The sequence below is a fragment of the Chryseobacterium sp. genome, assembly GCF_022869225.1.
Lineage (GTDB): Bacteria > Bacteroidota > Bacteroidia > Flavobacteriales > Weeksellaceae > Chryseobacterium.
Map to the genome: position 1 here is coordinate 3,113,316 of NZ_JALIHL010000001.1, position 19,365 is coordinate 3,132,680.

Here is a 19,365-nt window from a genome sequence, read left to right on the forward strand (position 1 = left end):
ATTTAAAGGATAAAATAGCTTTTAACATCAATCCTTTATTGAAAAATTTTATTCTCAACGAAATAGTTTTATTTTTGTTAGATGACGGAAGCCGGATCACCATTTTTAGATACCATTTTTCTGCTCAGGAAAAATGAATGCATTACCCTTTTCTCAAACGTACAGGAAATTTCCTCGAAAGAAGAACGGGAGGCAGAGGATTATTTTGAAGCAGAATTCGAAAAAGAAAGACTCGAATTTCTGTCCAGCCAGTTGACTTGCAATAAACAGGCAGCGGTTTGGGGCGCAAAAATCCTTTATTATAGTGCCCAGCTTTACCTGATCAGAGAAAATACAGAAAAAAAACTGGGGAACCTGGTGTCGAGATGTAAAGGTAAAAGAGATACTTCCTCTATATTATCCGCAGACTTATCTCTAAGGTTCTTACCTCAGATTATCATGGCGCTGCATACCATGGATCCGGAAGATATTCTGGTTACCATGCTTGAAGATATTTTGACAGAATTTCATTATTCCGGAATCGGGTATGATCTCGATTTGAAGAATGTAAATTGGGTGGAAGAATTAAAAGATGCTACCTACCGGAAACTATATCTGGAAAGAATTGTGGAAAAAAGGGATTACAGACTGGCAGAAATCCCGTTCATTAATAAATGGCTTATAGCAGAATTCGGAATGCATAAAGATGCATTTTGGAGAGAATTAAAAATAATAACTGAAGAAAATCAATGACTCAGAATATCAATAAACTCAATACCGTCCTCACCTATGTAAAAGATACTTTCGTAGGCAAAAATGATGTGGTGGATCTTTTGGGAATCTGCCTGCTGGCAAGAGAAAATGCTTTTTTGTACGGTCCTCCGGGAACCGCAAAATCAGCCATTATAAGGACCTTGTCAAAAACCGTAAAAGATGGGAAAAATTTTGAATATTTATTAACCCGTTTTACAGAACCGAATGAGATCTTCGGCCCTTTTGATATCAGAAAATTAAAAGAAGGGGAACTTCTGACGAATACAGAAGGAATGATGCCGGAAGCTTCTATGGTTTTCCTTGATGAGATTTTCAATGCCAATTCTGCTATTTTGAACTCCCTTCTGATGGCCCTTAACGAAAAAATCTTCAAAAGAGGAAAAGAAACCAAACACTTACCGGCATTGATGTTTGTGGGAGCAAGCAATATCCTGCCTGAAGATGAAGCACTGAATGCATTATTTGACCGTTTTTTGGTTAGAATCAATGTCGATTACGTAAATCCTGAATTATTGCAGCAGGTTCTTTTAGCCGGAAGAAAACTTGAAAATGAAGAAGAAACGGAGATCCCGGAAATCCATGCAGATGAGATCAGAGAACTTCAGAATTTGTGCAGAACAGTAGATCTTAAACCAATTTATGAAGTATATCTGAATACCATTATGAGTCTCCGGAATACAGGAATTGCCATTTCAGACCGTAGAGCCGTGAAACTTCAGAACCTTATTGCTGCAAGTGCGTTGATCTGCGGCAGAAATGAAGCTGTTCTTTCAGACCTTTGGGTATTGAAACACATCTGGGACACTGAAGAACAAATTGAAATTCTGGAAGGAATCATCAACAGAACTATTGAAAAAGATGATCATCCCCACTCCCACCCACAGGCCATGCAAAATAAAACTCCAAATCCTGAAGAAGTTATGAAGGATGTGAAGATCCTTGTGGATAAATGGAATGAGGGAATGCTCAGTTTCGAAGAGCAGAATGTAATAAAGGATAAACTGAGATACCTGCAGACCCGTTGCGACTGGATCAGAAATCCTGAACAAAAACAGTATATCCAGCAAGAAATTGAAAACTTATGGCAGAAGATTCTTCAAAGCATATAAAAGAATTTTGGGCTGAACTTCCCCGTACTGATGAAGATTTTCTGGGCTCGGTAAGAGACTGGAAAAATGTTCAGCTGGCGGTAGATGAAGAAACGATTTGGCTGAAAGGTTTTACTGAAGAACAAGCGGTTTCTTCAGAAATCCATCAGTTGCCGGATCTTTTACTGTATGAACTGCGTGACGGTCTTTTATTCAGAAAAGAGGCCCTGGTTCCCAGCAAAAAAATGCGGACAGCCTTGCTTTGGACCCCTATAGATAAAGCTTTAAGGCTTAGTTTTCCGGTTTCCAATCAAAATTATTCCGGAATCCGCGAAAAAGTTCCGGTCCGCTTAAAAGAAAGTACTGAAGAACAACCCGTAATTGCTTTACTGAACAGGATATCTGATATCAGAGAAAGTATTGAAGTACTGCCGAAATTTAAACTTGAAAAAATAAAATGGGTGGTGATAGGAGATCAGGCCCTGTTATTCGGAACTCCTTTATTAAGTCTCCCCGGAAAAACCTATTGGGCAAAAGAGGGGCATCTTCTGCCTGCCGGGTTAGATTTTGAGTTTAAAAATATAAGCACACTGCTGCAGCAGAAATATAATAAAGAGTCAGACGGATGGCTTTTGTGGGATGAAAACGGAAATTATCTTTCTGTAAAGAATACTGATTTCCGACAGCTGTCCGTAAGCTCATTCCGCCTTACTGAAAAATCAAAAGAATGGAATTAAAGGTATACTTCCAGTCCTATGAAAATTATTTCTGGGAATGGAAAACCGATGAAGATGTTCCCGGGGATTCCGGATACCATGACCATAACCTTCTCTCGGTGCCGGGAGTAGGCGCAATTGCGTACAGACCCTACATCATGGAGATCCTGAAGGAGCTTCAGCCGCAGGGATGGCCTCCGTTTGGGGCATTGCTTATGGTTTTATATGCGATGCAGGAAGGTTATATTGATTTTGCGGGACCTTTGAGACGTACAGCTGATTTTTACAGCATGGGCAATTTCGATTTTACGGCAGAAAGAGAAATAGAATTTCTGGAAAAGATAAAATCACTGCCTAAAGTATATAAACAGGGGCAGAACAGAATAGTACTTTTGCAGACCCTGTTCAAAGATGTGCATAACCGAATATCTTCTGTGAATGCAGAACTTAATCTGAATACCTATTACAAAAGACCCTACGAACTTGCTGCAAGTGCAGAAAAACAGAATGCCGGACCCTCAGCCTTAAACAGAGACTTCAATGCATTGGATCTTAATGAGAAATTTCCTACTGCTCAATCGATTATTGATGCGATGAAAGGTCTTATAGAAGAACCTGACCTGGATGAGGAGATTGTACAGGAAGCAACGACTGCAGATACGGATAAAGACTTTATCAGAGAATTGATTGATGAGCCTAAAACATTCCAGGTAGGAAGCCTCATCAAAAGGATCTGGAGCGGACTGAAAATTCCAATGCGACATCTTTCTCCCGGTGAACAACCTATTGGAGGAATTTCTGATATGACCAACAAAGGAGATTTTCACAGAATGCTTTTATCAGAATTTGCCAATGAGGATGAGGTATTGATGAACCGTGTTGCCAATAATGAAGCGCTTTATATTCAAAGAGAGATCCCACCCGAGGAAAATATTTTCGAAAGAGTTATCCTTATTGATACTTCTCTTAGAAATTGGGGGACCCCGAAAGTATTGGCCTTTGCATCAGCAATTGCGGTCATTAAACATCCGAAAGCTCATTCGGAATGCCGCGTTTTTGTTTTAGGGCAGTCAGGAATTCCCATTGCTCTGGATAAGGTGGAAGAAGTGATTGAAAATCTTAACCAGGTGAGCCCTGTGCTGGAAGTTTCAGAAGCTTTGGAGAAATTTTTTAACGAAGAACATACCGAAAAAGATATTGAAGTTTTTTTCATTACCCATCAGGAAAATGTAGCTGATGAAAAAGTGCAGAAAGTTATTCATGAGAATAGAGACAGGCTTAAGTTTTTGGTGACTACCAGCTCAGATGGAGAAATTAATTTTTATAAACATCATCAGGGGGCAAGAAAACATATTCAGAAAATAAAACTGCCCCTTCAGGAGTTGTGGTCCCATCCGCCAAGACAGAAACACAGGGTAGAAAATATCAACGGAAAGAAAACCGATCTTCCGCAAAATTATCCTATTTTATTCCCGGCACCGGTGAATACGATAGCCCGGTTTTTATACGAAGGTGAATTTTTTATCCTAAGCTCAAAAAAGCAGCTGCTGAAAACTTATCTTTCCGATAATTATTATGACCGGCATTCTTATGATTACTATAAAACATATCATGGGTGTGAAGTACTGTTTGAAAATATTTCGATAAAACCAAGAGGCTGGTTCGCATTGGCAAAAAACAGGCAGCAGCATTTTATTTTATGTCAGTATCAGCCTGATAAAAAATTGATATCCAAGCTTAATATCAATACAAAAGAATACTCTGAGCAGAATATAACCGGCCTTCATATTCCCGGTTCCTATGAATTGATCTATTTTGGCAAAAGTTTTTACCTTTATCAGCAGACCAATCCATCTCTTTACAAGATAAATATAGACGGAAATATTTCTGTTGAATCCATCTTTAATGAGGATAAAGAAATAGAGAAAAACAATACAAAAGCAGAAGCAGAGGTGGCCAAGCTGAATAGGAGTGGTTTGAAGATCATCAGTAATTTTCATACAATTGGAATTAATGACCATCACAACCTGGTTATTTCCGGCCATGAACTAAGCAGCTTGTATGAAAACTCACTGAATTTATACAAAAACAAAGCTGACCTTAAAGTATCTGCAGAGCAGAACAAAAATAAATTTACTTTTCCCGATGGAAGCGAAATTATTACAGATGCACGCGGAATGCTGACTTTCAGAAGCAGCAATAAAAGCATTGAGGAATTTTTTATCCCTTCCACAGCGTATGGATTTTTATCCCTGGCTACCTATACTGAATTTGGAGGTTCAGAATATTATCTTCCGGAACATGCCCTGCTGAAAGTGAAAACAATGGAAGACATGTGTTCCCGGTTTTTAAGAGCATTTATAGAACAGATTTTGGATTATGGAGCTTAGAATTAAACCTTTCCCGAAAAATAATTATCCTAAAAAAGGACTTTTGATTAAAGGTGCTTCCCCTGTACTATGGCTTCAGGAAATGGAGATGCTTGGCATACCTCTGCATAAAGTAAGGCCCTATGCAATTCCGGGAGATACACCGGATGTATTGTATGGATGCTTTCTTATCTTTCATGATTATGCTCCGCAGGAAATAGGCAGGAATGCCTACTTTCAGGGAGTGGATGACCGGCTTTTTATTCCGGAAAACACTACTTTTTATCCTAAAATCAATCCGGAAGATTGGGAAAAACTGGATGCGCGTTTCCTGATTATGCACCCTGAATTTGGAGTAGTAAAACTATCCGAAGAAATCGACTGGATATCATTAATCCAGGATCCAGGAAAAATAGATGAACCCATCAGAAAGCCGCTCAATGGAGTTAAAATTCCTCAGAAAATAGAGCATTATACCGTTGAAATGGACGATGAAAAAGTGCTGGAAGCATTACGCCCCAAACAGACAGAAGAAGAATGGATGAATCATCTGCCTTTTGATCTGAAAAAGGTAATGGCCGGAAATAAAAAAGAAATTGAAAAATATTTAGCCTATATTGAAAAATATCCTGAAAGAGCAATAGAGCTGGGCGTTCCTTTAGATATTATGGGCACTTCCAGGGGAGATGGTTTTGGAAAATTTACATGGTGGGAAGGGCTGTTTGGTGGAAATTCTAACGGAAAGCCAGAAAGTAAAGGGGCCAGAAATTCCCGTAGAATCTTTTGGGCCGTTTTGGTGGTTGCTGTAATTTTAAGGTTTGCATTGCCGTCAGAAAAAAATAAATCTGAGCAGGAAGAAACGGGCGCTTCTTCAGGAACGATTGTAACGGATGCTGTGAAAGCTCCTTCAGATATGATTGCCTTCCAGTCCGGGATTTCCGAAATTGATCAGAAGATTGATTCAATGTACTTTCACAAAAGAAAAGAACTCTCCAATGAACTTCTTACCGCCGGAATGATAGAAGCTAAAAGCGAAAAAGAAAAGGAAAACTATAAGAAGTCGGGAGGCAGAAACGTTAATGAAATAGGACATGATATTGAAAAATTGGGACGGAAAGAACAGCAAAGCAGAGATTCTCTTAAAATAATTTATACCCAAAAAATCAAAAAGCATATTGATGGAAAAACGGAAAAACTGCAACGTAAAATTTCGGATTCTCTGAAACAATACACCAAAGGAAAACCTGTGAACGGAGATGTTGTCAAATATCTTTTAAAGAAAAGACAGGTTTTGATGGCAGATTCTCTGGGCAGGCTTTACGGAACAGTAGATCTTGCTGATCCATCTTCGGCAGCCCTTAATAAATCCAAAGTAAAAGGAATGGAATCCGGTGGAAATCAGCCGAAGGAAAAGACTCCTGTTTTGGATATTCTGTATCTTGTTTTGTTGATGATTGGAGCGGTGGGACTTTTTTCGTTTATCTTTAAGCGCAGATCTTTACATTTGGGAGGCGATCATGTGCCGGCCTGGATCAAATTTCTTTTGACAGCAATACTTGTTGCCATGTTGGTATACCTTTTTTATCCGCTGGTAAAAATGTTTGGGTACAACTGGTTCGTGTGGGCACTTGTAATCTGTGTCATGCTGCTGCTGTATCGCCTGTTCAGGGAAGATAAAACTATTTTAAACAGCGAAGATGATGAATAAACAGAAATTTATAGACAAATTTATGGCGGCCTTTGTGCTATTAGCCATGTTTAAGATCATCGGAATCGTAGCCCAGCTGTTCCATGAAAGCTTCTGGAGCGTAATCGGAACATTGGTTATTTTTTTAATCGTAGCTTTTATCCTTCTGATGGTTATTACTGCCTTAAAAGATAAAGAACAGAATCAGCGAAACTCAAAAAAAAGGAGTGCCGGCGGAGGAAATTTCTATCTGGAAACCTCTCTTTTTGACCGTATCCGCAACAAATATGAAGAACTCGCCGAAAAGTATATTGCTGAAAAAGAGTATAAAAAGGCCGCGAAGGTGTATATGAATCTGCTTCAGGATAATTACAGAGGGGCCAAGGCTCTGGAAGATGGCGGGTTTTATAACGAAGCCGCTGCCGTATATCTTAAAAAATTAAAAAATAAATCCGACGCGGCAGTCTGCTACGAAAAGGCAAAACAATACAGAAAAGCAATCGATCTCTATAAAGAAATGGAACAGAAAGAAAAGGTGGGAGATCTTTACCGGGAAATCAATGATCTTAAAAATGCTCATGCCTATTATCAAATGGTCGCAGAGGATTACGTGTCCAATAATCAGATGGTGAAAGCCTCTTTGGTGTACCGGAAAAAAATGGAAAACACAGAGGAGGCCCAAAAGGTTTTGATGAAAGGATGGGAAGATGATAAAGATGCTTTCAACTGCCTCAATAACTACTTTGCCAATATTTTTGATGTTAAAAAACTGGAAGCGGAGATTCAGGATGTGTATGAGAAAACCCCGGCTTACAAGAAAATTATGTATTTGGAGGCCCTGAAACATGAGTTTAAGAAAGATCCTAAACTGCAAACCGTAACCAGAAATATAGCTTACGAGATTATAGCCGAAAAAGTAAGTACCCGTTCAGAGATTGTGAATGAACTGAAACACTTTAATCCTGATGATGCTGTGATCCTCAAAGATATTTCCCGATTTAAAACGGGCAGGAATAAGATGTTTAGGAGTTAGAAGACTCAAAGATTATGATGTAAAACTTGTGGCTGAGGTTCCCGGAACCACAGTAATTTTTTTAGATAAGATAAGCAGCAGTAAGGCTTTCAAAGCAGCTTGTTGTATTACCCTGTCTTGTGAAAATTATAAAATAATTACAAAAAAGATTTATCTTTGCACCAGAAAATTATGACAATACAAAGAGCACATATCAATGTAAACCTATGCGATAGTCCTTCAATAAAAGGATTATTCGGATATGAATGGACGATATGGAATGAGGTAAAATGTGCTGACTTTGGAAATTATTTACTATAAACCCGTAAAAATTTAATCAAAATACTGCATAAACGCCTCGGTTTTTCGAGGCGTTTTTTGTTTTTTAGGTCAGAAATTATTTAGAATGAAAAAAAATAACCATCAACATGAAAAATTTTTAATAAACAATGAAACTTTAATACGATAATATAGAGTGATAAGTAACCCGGTGAGAGACAGTCATTTAGGTAATTGAGAGATCTGCAAAATATTGCGGACAGGATTTTCTTATTCAAAATTATAGATATAAATCATTGATTTTCAAATAGTTGATTTAGAAATTTATTTGCAGGTTTCAAAAATTCATACTTACTTTGCAACCGAAAATTGAAAGCAGCTCGTTTTCAGGATTTCAAAAAATAATTTAAAAACAAATAAAATAAAATGAAACAATTACATACCATATTCAATCTATATTCAGAGCTGTTCGGACAGGAGCCGACAGGAAGACTGTGTATTCTTGAAAGTGGAATTGTGGATAAAAGGTGCTTATATATGAGGGTCAGCTAATGATCTCTTACGTTACAATATATGAAGCGCCTCCCGAAAAGAGGTGCTTTTTTTATGGTTTCTCTAGCTTATTTGGTAAAGCGCCGGTCTGTGGAACCGGAGAACAGGGTTCGATCCCCGGAGACACCCCAATTGATTTCATAGCTCAACTGGTTAGAGTACCGGTCTGATACACCGGAGGTTGAAGGTTCAAGTCCTTCTGAGATTACAAAAATGGTTCCTTCAGGAATCATAAAAGGTTCACGGAAAGTTTCCGATCCGGCTGTCTCCCGGAAAAGAACTCGAAGTGAACCCAAAACTGGAAAGATAACGGTGGTTGTTTACCCGCCTTGGACGCGGGAGGTCATAGGTTCAAATCCTATTTTCCAGACTATGGGTTCCATTAGCATGATGGGGAGTGTATTCGGCTTTCTACCGGAGGATAAGGGTTCGATTCCCTTATGGAATACAAAAGATTTCGCAGCTCAAGAGGTTAGAGTGCCGGTCTGATACACCGGAGGTTGAAGGTTCGAGTCCTTCCGAAATTACAAAATGATTCTGTAGCTCAATGGTAGAGCGCTGGTCTGTTAAACCAGAAGTTGAAAGTTCGAGCCTTTCCGGAATCGCAGCGAACTAAAAGTTAATTGTTTCAGGAGAAAAGTAAAAGTTTGTCGAGAGCAGAAGATCTTTACGCCAAACACGAAAAACACAGACAGGCTTTTTCTTTATCCAAAAACAATAGACCGATGCTTGGGATGAGATGTATAAAAAATGACATCATTGTAATGAATTATCCTTTATAAAGAAAAGAGTTTGTTGAGCGCAGAAGTTCTTATATCAAACAAAAATAAAGACAAACTCTTTCTTTTAAACATAATATAAGTTAGAAATGAACGGTAATGATCATGGATAACAAAATCTGATGGTTCGCCGAAGTGGAAGAGTCGGGGCGGTCTGCAAAACCGTTGCGTAAGCTGAGTGGGTTTGAATCCCATAGCCATCTCAAAGAAGAGGTTAGATATTAGAAGTTAGAAATACTATTACTCTTATGAAAATTATCCTTTATAAGAAAAGAAAAAGTCTGTTAAGCGCAGAAGATCTTTAGTTAAACAAATTCAGACAGGCCTTTTCTTTTTTAAACAGGGAAATGGGAAGTGGAAACAATCATCCATTACTCATGAAAACCGGAAGTATGCCGAAGTTGGAGAGTCGGGGCAGACTGACATGAGGAACGAATTGAACGTTTCCTTGAAAAAATGAAAATGACAGTGTTAAAATCTGTTGCTTCATTGCTGAGTAGGTTCGAATCCTACTACTTCCACCCAACAGCTGATAATGTAATGGCAGCATGCAGGAAATGTACTCTTGTTGTTTAGGTTCGATTCCTGGTCAGTTGATTGATTGCTCTATTCGTCTAAAGGTCAGGACGGCTGTCTTTCGAACAGTAGATAAGGGTTCGATTCCCTTATAGAGTACAGGATGTGAATGAACTGGCCAATCTTGAATTGATTACAATACCATGAAAGTTCAAATGAAAAAGTGTATTGGCCGGTTACCATTCACACAAAAACAGGAAAAGAGAAAGGTTTGTCAAGCGCAGAAGATCTTACAGACCCTAACAGGCATAATTTAGTAACAGACAAAGCTTTCTCAAACCTTAACCATAAAAAACGCGGGAATGGTGGAATGGTAGACACTCTTGATTTAGGATCAGGCTACTGGGGGTTCGAGTCTCTCTTCCAATACAACAATGACCTCTCTAAGGTGGCAGAGAAATAATTCATGAACAATCTGGGGAGAAGTATAAAATATGAGCAATGTGTACTTGCTGTATATGCAAATTATCGGTTATTACTCATAAAAAGCCGGAAGAGTGGTGTACGAGGTGTGCACATTAGTCTGAAAAACTAAAGGTACAGGTTCAATTCCTGTCTGTTCCGCAAAATATAGATGAAGGAATTGATGATGGCTTTATGATGTTTATCAACTGTCCTTTATCAATTATAATTTGATTCATAGTGTAATAGGCAAGCACACAAGACTTTGGCTCTTGTAGTTTAGGTTCGAGTCCTAATGAATTAACAACATTTACTCTGATATTGTAATGGCAGCATCTCAGTCTCCAAAACTGATAGTACTGGTTCGGGCGCGGTTCAGAGTGCAGAAAATGAATGGTGGATAGTGAATAGCCAATCCGATTTGCGGTTTATTTTAAAATTCACTACTGACCATTCACTCCTAATCAATCAATTAGCATTTATGATTTATAAACAAACATAGAATAATTAAAAACATGTAGAAAAAATGGAAACGCAACAACAAATATGGCAGAATATGAATGGAAAAATTTTCCAGCACTCTATCACACAGCTGGTAGAAGAAGCCATCATCCGCGAACAGGCCCACGGACACCGTCTGAAAGTATGTGTGGGATCAGACTCTCACGTATACGGAGAGGCCATTAATTATGCTACGGCAGTAGTGTTTATTCGTGAGGGAAAAGGAGCGTTTACCTTTATCAGAAAAGAAAGAGAAATACAGAATATCAGTATCAAAGAGCGAATGCTGAACGAGGTTAACAAATCTGTAGAAATTGCATACGCGATCTGCTCTGTATTGGATACTTATGGTGTGGAAATGGAGGTACACGCAGACATTAATACAGACCCTGATTTTAAATCCAACGTAGCATTAAAAGATGCCATGGGATACATTCTGGGAATGGGATATGTGTTTAAAGCAAAACCTTTTGCTTTTGCAAGCTCCAACTGTGCTGATATGATGGTTTAATAAAGCTGGAAGAGGAATGTAGGAAGATGGAAGCTTAATAAGTTTAAAAAAATAAGTCATGGAAAAAACAAAAAGATTATTGTTTCTGGATGATATAAGATACCCGGTTGAGGTATATCATTATACAAAACAGGAGGTTTTCCTAAGAAAAGACTGGCATATCGTTCGGAACTACGAACAGTTTGTCAACTGGATTCTGGATAAAGGACTTCCGGAAATGATTTCTTTTGACCACGACCTGGCAGACGAGCATTATCTGAAACAGGATTCTCAGGAATTTGTTGAAAAAACAGGTTACGACTGTGCAAAATGGCTGATAGAATATTGTATGGATAAGTATTTAGACTTACCTCAATGCTACTGCCACTCGATGAATCCTGTAGGAAAGGGAAATATTTTGAACATATTAGAAAATTTCAAAAAAACGATGGATAATTCAGGAGATAAAGTCATATTTGGTACTGACTTTTGAAGAGGCTGACAAGTGGTTTGATTCAGATAAGAAAATATTGAACTGCTCATAGACATCTTATTCCGATGAAGAATAACGAATGAGAAACGATTAAAAATTAAAAGAAATGATTTTCAAAACATATAACTCTATAGAAAATGCTTACCAGGCCCGCGTGATCGAGCAGATCAGGATACAGGGTTTTGGGGATGAGATTTTCATCGTACAGGAGAAGGTTCACGGGGCTAATTTCTCTTTCTTTACCGACGGAAAGGAAATTAAGATCGCGAAGAGAACGGCTTTCATCGAAAAAGATGATAAATTTTTCAACGCTCATCAGATGTTGGAACGGTACAGAGAAAATGTATTCGAAGTGTTCCGAAAAGTGAAAACAATATATCCGGATATGAAAACTGTAGCCATCTACGGAGAATTGTTCGGTGGCGGGTACCAGCATAAAGATGTAGAACCGGTAAAAGATGCTGTAAGAGTACAAAAAGGGATTGAATATGCACCTTACAACGAATTTTATGCTTTTGACATTAAGCTGAACGGAATTACTTATCTGGATACCGATGTCATCAATCTTATTTTTGAAGACACAGGATTTTTCTATGCGAAAACATTGTTTCAGGGAACTTTAGAAGAAGCTTTGAGGTTTCCGAATGTCTTCAATTCTAAAATTCCGGGTTGGCTGGGATTACCTGAATTGAACAATATGTGTGAAGGAACCGTTATTAAAACTTTGAAAACCAACTATTTTGGCAACGGTGCAAGAGTCATTCTAAAAAATAAGAATGAAAAATGGATCGAAAAATCTAAAATGGTTAAAAAGCAGGACAAAACGGTTCATAAACCTGTTCATTTCAGTGAAAACGCCCAACATATTTGGGGCGAAATCCAAAAATATGCGACGGAGAACCGCTTGAATAATGTCATGAGTAAAATTGGAGCATTCGAACCCAAGATCATGGGGAAATTGATCGGCCTTTTTGCACAGGATATTTTAGAAGATTTTGAGAAAGATTTCCCGGGAATTTTCACCACTATTGAAAAAGAAGAGCAGAAAAGGATCAACAAAAAGTTGAATTCTCTAGTCATTGATTTTATAAAAGAAGAGTTGATGACGCTTACAATGTAGTTTCGGTAATTTTTTTACCGGAACTTTTTATGTACAACCTAAGCCATAAAAGTTTGTTGGGAATCTCTGGTTTTCATTAATCATTCGGTTTGTCATTCCATTGGAATTTCAAGCAGGAGAAGGTGAAAATAGATAACTTTTATCCGGTTTCTTACAGAGAGGTCAAAGAAATGATGAAGAAGAAAAAATGAACAGCTCCGTTTGAACCGAGAACTATTGAGTAGAAGGGTGGGCAGATGATGCTTACAATACAGCCGGAATTTTAAGTAGAATTTTTGGTTAGGAACAATATATTTATTAACAATTTGACCACAAAAGATCTTAAGAGTAAAATGATCACCTTTTGTCTTTATGGGGGAAACAAAAATTGAAACAAGTGAAAACAACAGAAAATATAGTAATCATAGACCTTGAAGCAACATGTTGGGATAACCGGCCGCCAAGAGGCCAGGAAAGTGAGATCATCGAAATCGGTGTTTGCATCATGAACGCAAAGACGGGTAAGATCTCTCAAAATGAGGGAATTTTAGTAAAACCTCAATATTCAAAGGTAAGTCCATTCTGTACAGAACTTACGACGCTGACGCAAAATATGCTGGATAGCGAGGGAGTATTGCTCGAAGATGCTTTTGATATCCTGAGAGCGGAGTATGATTCGGAAGAGCTGACGTGGGCAAGCTATGGAAACTATGACCTGAATATGCTTCAGAATCAGGCACGAAGATTTTATCTGGATTATCCGATGAGCGATGACCATATCAATGTGAAAACCTTATTCGGTGAAATTCATCCTACCATAAGGAAAAGTGTGGGAATGAACCGGGCTTTGGGTGAATTAGGGCTTACCCTGGAAGGCACCCACCACAGAGGGGTAGATGATGCCAGGAATATTGCAAAGATTCTCCATTGGTGTATGAAGAACCATTAATTCTCCGAAAGGACCATTCATGGAAAAGGCTGTACTCTGTACGGCTTTTTTTTACTGAGTGAGAACAGCCATGCGGTCACAAATAATAGTAAACAGTTCTGCGGGAATAGAATGGAGACCGTCATATCTTTTGCACAGTCCGGATAGAAAATAAGGTATCCGGCTCATTTTTTAAGATATTTTATAATATCAAAACAGAACCATGGGAAAGGAAAAATAATGGATTATTAAAAAAAACATTTTTTTCTTTACTATCTATTCATATTTCTAAATATAGAGATTTAATGTAGTTGGTTAAAATGATTAATGCAGGTGCTTTAATTAACTTAATATTTTGTTAAAAAAATCACTTTTGTGGGATAATTTATAGTCTGTCAGTCATTTTTTGTTATTTTAGCCGGTAAGAATGAATTTATGCTTATTGAAGAGGGGTTTAAAGCACTCTATTTAAACTATAAGATCAAGGAAATTGTTCCTTTTCTGACGAAGCTTACACCGAAAGATAAAAAAGAAATTGCGGCTCTTTTAAAAAAAATGATCAATAAAGAATGGGGGCACAATAGTATTTCCGTGTTAGCTGCTTTGGCATGCTGCAAAACCAAAAATGAATACGAAAAAATAAGTCCGGGATATTATTCTATGCCGGTAGATCTCATTGATGAATTGTTTGAATCCTACGTTCCGGAATGGATTGGAGAGAGCCATTCATTTTTACGGGAGATGGGATATTTAAAAATGCTGGAATGGGAACAGAAAGGGTACCTTACCCTGAATGATGAAATTTGTGCATCGCTGCTTTCCTCATCTATTTCACAAGATGTTGTATCTGTATATCCGGTTACGCTGGAGTCACATATCTGGCTTTTATTCGAATATGAGAGCAGTATAACGGCACGTTATGGTGACCGAAACTGGAAGGATCTGTTAAAAACTTTGGTTCAGGAAAATAAAATTGAACGTTTCAGCATTTTGAAATCAAGCCTTAGCGCTGTTAATTTCAATTTCTCAAAAGAACATAATACCTGGTTTCTGGAGCTTTTTGCTTATCTTGAGCCTGCTGATAAGGAAATTCTTGAACTGCAGGAAGAACTGTTTCTGATTTTTCATTCTACACAGCAGTCTTTATTTCCAGGAATTTTAAAGATTCTGAATCCTGTCATTACAGAAACTGGCTTTAAAACCGAATTGTTTTTACATTCCATCACTTCTTTGGTAAGTCTTTCGGCTAAAAATATTTTAAACGGGTTACTTCCTGCCCTGGAAAAAATTGCCAGGAACAATCCGGGGCTTCACGAAGAGATCAGCATTCTTTTGATGCCTGTATTTTTGAATAAAGATAAAGCAATTCAAACAAAAGGCGCTAAGATTATTGCTAAATATGGCGATCCGGAATCCTATAGAATAAAGGAAGAACTAAAGTCTTATAACGGGACTCTTCTTGCTGATACCCATACATTATTAAAGAATTTTCTGACGGAAGATGAAGCTGGAAACAAAGAAGAACAACATTATGAAGCCGCTTTATGGCACCGGTCAGAACCTATTTCACCTGTAGAAACTGTAGAGGATTTTATATTCCTGGCTTCCCAGGTATTCAATAATAACGAAACGTTTCACTTTGATCTTTTTCTGGATGCGTTGCTGAGATTGAACCATCAACTGGAAGAAGACCATTTTAATCAGCTTGAACCTGCTTTTAAAGCGGCTTTTAAGCTCAAGGGAACATTAGGATTAAACCATTTATTGGCAACATTTTTTATCAATTACGGCTTATTAAGACAGCAGAAAAAATCATCTGTTTTGCTTGATGCACGGTTAGAGTTCCCAAGACTCGAAAACTGGGGTGAAAAACGGAGTCCTTTCATTTTCAAAGCCTATCAGCAACTTCTTTTAGGAATTTTTGAACGGTTGAAGGAAGATAAAAAGTTACCTGTACTTTCAGCGCCGGATTATACCCCTTGCTGGATTTCTATCAATACACTTACCGATAAACTGAAAATATATCAGGATCAGAATGAGCAGCCTATTCCTTTTGATTTGCAAATGGCGGTACTCCGGGTGAAAAAAGAGAACCTGGAAGAAGCTGAGCAGTATGCCAAAAGACTTCTTAATAAAGAGTATTATACTATGCTGACACCTGTTTTTGACTGCCATTATTTTACAGAGCGGTATGAGAAAGTGTATCTTGATGGCCGTTTTGAATGGACACCGGGAAAACGGAAAGTGTATAAGTGGAATACAACAGAAGAGATTCCTCAATTGTGGGTAAATATTAACAATAAAAAAGAACTTCCGGAGAATTCTTCTCTTTTAGATTCCTTGTTTAACTCATATCCTGGTGTCTATCATGATGATATGATTCGTATTCTGTATACAGCGCCCCGTTTTTCAGGCTCTGTATTTGCCAAAAGATACAATGAAACCCTGTCGAATGCCGTTTATCAGTATGATAGTAAAGGAAATATAGAATTTCTGGATGCCTGGCTGAAACTTAATCTGCCTTTTCAGCCCATCCATTATTTGTTTCTATCAGCAGGCTTACTTAATAAAGACAAAACATTCTATGGTATGGCTTTTGAAGTGCTGGTAAACAAGGCTGTTTCGGATGATTTTAATATTCCGGAACTGGGTAGGCTCACCGGTCAGATGATCAGTTTTGAATTGGCACCGGTGAAAAGACTGACAGATGGAATTTCCAGTTTTATCAACATAAGCGCTCTTCATAATCAAGTTTTTGAGAAGCTGCTGATATCTATTCTTTCGGCGATTAAGAGCCCGGTCTTTAACCTTAAAAAAATACTGGAACTTTATTATGAACTAGTAAACCTGAACCATTCTTATGCAGATGAAGCTATTGCCGGTCAGCTTAAAGAATGGGAAAAAGAAAATAACCTGAAAAAAATTATTCATCAAATTAAAACACATGAAAGAAAGACTTTATGAGATCCTTAATGAGGGCAAAGTACATGAGATTATTCCTTTTTTAAAGGAACTGACCACTGAAGAAAGAAAAGCACTTGTCCCTGCGATTAAAAAAATGGACAGGGAGATCAGTAAGATCATAATGACTAAGAACTCCTATCATACGGCAGGTTCTGTAAACCAGCATTCCATTATTGATATTGCCTCACTCGCCTGTATGGACCAGAAAAATTTCGGTAAAAACTACTGGAGTCTTTTCCGGAACAGGGAAAAGGCAGAGCAAATACTGGAATGGGGATGCCCGGATTGGTTTTCGGATTTTATCAATGATTCTATAGATGCCGAATTTACAGCTTTTAACTACCATGATATTTTAAGATGGGCTGAAAAAGGATATGTACAGCCTAAACCTGAGCTGCTGGGTCATCACCTGAGTAATTATCCGGCCGATCTTGAGCTGCATCCTGAAACACTCAAAACCCATTTTTGGTATTTGTGTGAATATCCATCAAAGTCATTGCCGTTCCGTAAAGAATGGTTTCCTATCATTCAAAAGTTGTCGGCAGAAAAAAAATTGACAGAAAAAGATTTTTAAAGGAATGTCTTTTAGCTTCCAATAGGAATTTTAATAAAAATGTAACAGGTTGGTTTATGGATACTTTTACCGTATTAAAACCAACGGATGACGAGCTGGCGGATCTCCAGGACGAATTGCTGGCAGGGTTAGCTTCTGTACAGTCAAAAGCGGTCAATACCATCCTGGCCCATTTGAAAAAAATTGTTTCATCTCCTTTATTCAAGACTGATGAATTTTCCCATTACCTTCCCAACCTGCTGAGTTCTGAGGTTAAAACGGTAGTGATGGCAAGCCTCAGTGTAACAGAAAAGATTTTTCAGAAAAGAAGCATCAATCCTGAAATGTTAGGGATTGCTTTAAGCACAGCGTTTGTCAGTAAAGATGATGGGATACAGTCTAAAGCGGCAAAAATTATTCTGAAATATATTCCTGTTTCAGAAAATATCCGGGATGCTCTTTCTCATTATTCAGATAATATCCTGACGAACGTAAGGCCTATTTTAGAGAAATATATTGATGCCCAGCAGCATGAGCTGGAAGATCTGGCCACAGAAAAATTAGTATTGGCAGGGAACGAAAATAAGATCCGGGAACCTGAAAACTTTGAAGATCTGATGTTTTTACTTCCGCTGGCTATAGAAAATCCGGGGACATATTATTATGATCTTGCTTTGGCCGGGCTGATTCGTTTTGCCGGTGATGCAGATGCAGAATCTGTGAAATTAATTGAACCCGTATTTCAGAAAGCCTGTAAAACGATTGCCAGATGGGAAGTTCCTTATTTTAACGTAATACTTTGCAATCTGATTATTAATTACGGGTTGGATGTATTGGCAAAATTTCCTGTCCAATTGAAAAACCTGGAAAAAATCTATCAAAAGATCAGTGATGAAGAGACCGTAAGAGAATCCTATTCCAGTTATGATAAGAAATTGGGTCCGCTACAGGGAATCGGGATAGGAGCTACGGCTATGAAGGTGTATAAAGAAATTGCGATGGCTGCCTACCATAAAATGCGGTCAGGAGATCAGACACCTTTGCTGTCGACAATAACTCATTTACCCTGTTGGATTGATCCTGTACAACTGGTGGAAAGATTTGAAATCTATCAGAATCAAAATATTGAACCTGACCCGCTGGATGTTCAGCTTGCATTACAGCGATGTGCTTTGGACAATACCTCTGAGGCACTCACGCTGGTTGAGAAAAAATTAAAAGGCGAGTATAAAGAGCTTTTGCTGTTCTTCTTCGGAAAAAATGGGACCCCAAAAGGAAAGTTTGAGCATCCATCATGGTGGATGACTGCAGGAATTACCCGGTCTCCCGGAATGGTTTTTGAAGAATTTAAAAATTTGGGGTACGGAAATATTCCCCGGGAGTTTTTTTCAGGGATCTATGACTGGAAAACAATTGACAGCAAAAAGAACTCGTATTATCCTGCAGAACTCACGATTACAATTCCAAAATATCATCTTGAAAAAAGAAAAGATTCTCTTCTTTTGGAATATTTCATTGCAGAACAAAAGGACTTCTCTGAAGCGCCCGCTTTTATGTGGAGTTTTCCTAATGTTCCTGGCAATATCCTGGCAAAGGTTATTAAAACCTGCCTTTTCTATTCAGGAATGGCTGAAGTGTATGAACGAAATCTCGTGCTGAATACCGCTCAGTCCCTTTACCAAATTAAGAAACCGCTGGATGAAATGGGATACCTGTTTTTGGGAACCATTTTTATGGATGGAGATAAAACAATAAGAGGAATAGCCGCTGAAATATGGCTGGAACATGTTGCTCATCAGATGATCGACAATTCCCGATTGGGAAAAGTGATGGGTTTGCATGAAAAGCTGGAATGGGCACCTGTTAAAAGATTGACTGATCTTATGCAGCATCAAATGCTTAATGTCAGCAAAAATCATAATCAAGCATTAGAAGAATTAATCTCCGGTGCATTGCTTCAGATGGATAAACCCGTTACAAACCTGAAAAAACTCCTGGAGGTTTATCATGAAGTTTTGGCTTTAAATCAGTCGGAAGCCAATAATAAAGTAAAAGAAAAATTAAGCGACTGGAAAGAAAACTCAAGCCTGAAAAAAATCTGCAATCTTCTTCTAAAAAAATAAA

Annotated in this window: 14 protein-coding genes and 9 tRNA genes; all 23 read left to right on the top strand. The window is 38.1% G+C overall.

Features of this window, described 5'->3' with window-relative positions:
• The first annotated feature begins 81 nt into the window (after positions 1 to 81).
• The 23 genes from MUW56_RS14575 (at position 82) to MUW56_RS14685 (ending at position 19,364) form a co-directional block, all read left to right on the top strand.
• Positions 82 to 732: a hypothetical protein gene (locus MUW56_RS14575; RefSeq protein WP_292013862.1), complete on the top strand. Its 651-nt coding sequence runs from the start codon at positions 82 to 84 to the stop codon at positions 730 to 732.
• Positions 729 to 1,862 (top strand): AAA family ATPase, encoded by a 1,134-nt coding sequence (locus MUW56_RS14580; protein ID WP_292013863.1) that lies wholly within the window; start codon positions 729 to 731, stop codon positions 1,860 to 1,862. Before MUW56_RS14575 ends, MUW56_RS14580 begins: the two co-directional genes overlap by 4 nt.
• Positions 1,835 to 2,578 carry a hypothetical protein gene (locus MUW56_RS14585; protein ID WP_292013864.1) on the top strand — a complete coding sequence of 248 codons (744 nt, stop codon included), beginning with the start codon at positions 1,835 to 1,837 and terminating at the stop codon, positions 2,576 to 2,578. Before MUW56_RS14580 ends, MUW56_RS14585 begins: the two co-directional genes overlap by 28 nt.
• Positions 2,569 to 4,947: a hypothetical protein gene (locus MUW56_RS14590; protein WP_292013865.1), complete on the top strand. Its 2,379-nt coding sequence runs from the start codon at positions 2,569 to 2,571 to the stop codon at positions 4,945 to 4,947. Before MUW56_RS14585 ends, MUW56_RS14590 begins: the two co-directional genes overlap by 10 nt.
• Entirely contained in the window at positions 4,937 to 6,634 is a 1,698-nt protein-coding gene (locus MUW56_RS14595; RefSeq protein WP_292013866.1) for an APC family permease, read from the top strand. Before MUW56_RS14590 ends, MUW56_RS14595 begins: the two co-directional genes overlap by 11 nt.
• A complete protein-coding gene (locus MUW56_RS14600; protein ID WP_292013867.1) occupies positions 6,624 to 7,646 on the top strand; it encodes a hypothetical protein in 1,023 nt (340 codons plus the stop codon). Before MUW56_RS14595 ends, MUW56_RS14600 begins: the two co-directional genes overlap by 11 nt.
• Before the next feature lie 867 nt (positions 7,647 to 8,513).
• Positions 8,514 to 8,587: transfer RNA gene (locus MUW56_RS14605), tRNA-His, on the top strand.
• A gap of 3 nt (positions 8,588 to 8,590) precedes the next feature.
• Positions 8,591 to 8,664: transfer RNA gene (locus MUW56_RS14610), tRNA-Ile, on the top strand.
• A gap of 90 nt (positions 8,665 to 8,754) precedes the next feature.
• A tRNA-Pro gene (locus tag MUW56_RS14615) sits at positions 8,755 to 8,826 on the top strand.
• Between the two features lie 83 nt (positions 8,827 to 8,909).
• A tRNA-Ile gene (locus tag MUW56_RS14620) sits at positions 8,910 to 8,983 on the top strand.
• 6 nt (positions 8,984 to 8,989) lie between these two features.
• Positions 8,990 to 9,061, top strand: a tRNA-Asn gene (locus MUW56_RS14625).
• 295 nt (positions 9,062 to 9,356) lie between these two features.
• Positions 9,357 to 9,438: transfer RNA gene (locus tag MUW56_RS14630), tRNA-Cys, on the top strand.
• A 183-nt stretch (positions 9,439 to 9,621) separates the two neighbouring features.
• A tRNA-OTHER gene (locus MUW56_RS14635) sits at positions 9,622 to 9,756 on the top strand.
• 82 nt (positions 9,757 to 9,838) lie between these two features.
• Positions 9,839 to 9,910: transfer RNA gene (locus MUW56_RS14640), tRNA-Glu, on the top strand.
• A gap of 64 nt (positions 9,911 to 9,974) precedes the next feature.
• Positions 9,975 to 10,214 carry a hypothetical protein gene (locus MUW56_RS14645; protein WP_292013868.1) on the top strand — a complete coding sequence of 80 codons (240 nt, stop codon included), beginning with the start codon at positions 9,975 to 9,977 and terminating at the stop codon, positions 10,212 to 10,214.
• Between the two features lie 88 nt (positions 10,215 to 10,302).
• Positions 10,303 to 10,375, top strand: a tRNA-Phe gene (locus MUW56_RS14650).
• A gap of 364 nt (positions 10,376 to 10,739) precedes the next feature.
• Positions 10,740 to 11,225, top strand: coding sequence for a ribonuclease H-like YkuK family protein (locus tag MUW56_RS14655; RefSeq protein ID WP_292013869.1), 486 nt, complete (start codon positions 10,740 to 10,742; stop codon positions 11,223 to 11,225).
• 58 nt (positions 11,226 to 11,283) lie between these two features.
• The gene (locus MUW56_RS14660; RefSeq protein WP_292013870.1) at positions 11,284 to 11,697 is read left to right on the top strand and encodes a cyclic-phosphate processing receiver domain-containing protein; all 414 of its coding nucleotides are present in this window, start codon (positions 11,284 to 11,286) and stop codon (positions 11,695 to 11,697) included.
• Positions 11,698 to 11,803: 106 nt separating this feature from the next.
• Positions 11,804 to 12,817: an RNA ligase, Rnl2 family gene (locus MUW56_RS14665; protein ID WP_292013871.1), complete on the top strand. Its 1,014-nt coding sequence runs from the start codon at positions 11,804 to 11,806 to the stop codon at positions 12,815 to 12,817.
• Between the two features lie 376 nt (positions 12,818 to 13,193).
• Positions 13,194 to 13,745 carry a 3'-5' exonuclease gene (locus tag MUW56_RS14670; protein ID WP_292013872.1) on the top strand — a complete coding sequence of 184 codons (552 nt, stop codon included), beginning with the start codon at positions 13,194 to 13,196 and terminating at the stop codon, positions 13,743 to 13,745.
• Between the two features lie 414 nt (positions 13,746 to 14,159).
• Positions 14,160 to 16,688 carry a DUF6493 family protein gene (locus tag MUW56_RS14675; protein WP_292013873.1) on the top strand — a complete coding sequence of 843 codons (2,529 nt, stop codon included), beginning with the start codon at positions 14,160 to 14,162 and terminating at the stop codon, positions 16,686 to 16,688.
• Positions 16,669 to 17,262 carry a DUF6493 family protein gene (locus tag MUW56_RS14680; RefSeq protein WP_292013874.1) on the top strand — a complete coding sequence of 198 codons (594 nt, stop codon included), beginning with the start codon at positions 16,669 to 16,671 and terminating at the stop codon, positions 17,260 to 17,262. Before MUW56_RS14675 ends, MUW56_RS14680 begins: the two co-directional genes overlap by 20 nt.
• Positions 17,202 to 19,364: a DUF6493 family protein gene (locus MUW56_RS14685; RefSeq protein WP_292013875.1), complete on the top strand. Its 2,163-nt coding sequence runs from the start codon at positions 17,202 to 17,204 to the stop codon at positions 19,362 to 19,364. Before MUW56_RS14680 ends, MUW56_RS14685 begins: the two co-directional genes overlap by 61 nt.
• Position 19,365 lies beyond the last annotated feature (1 nt).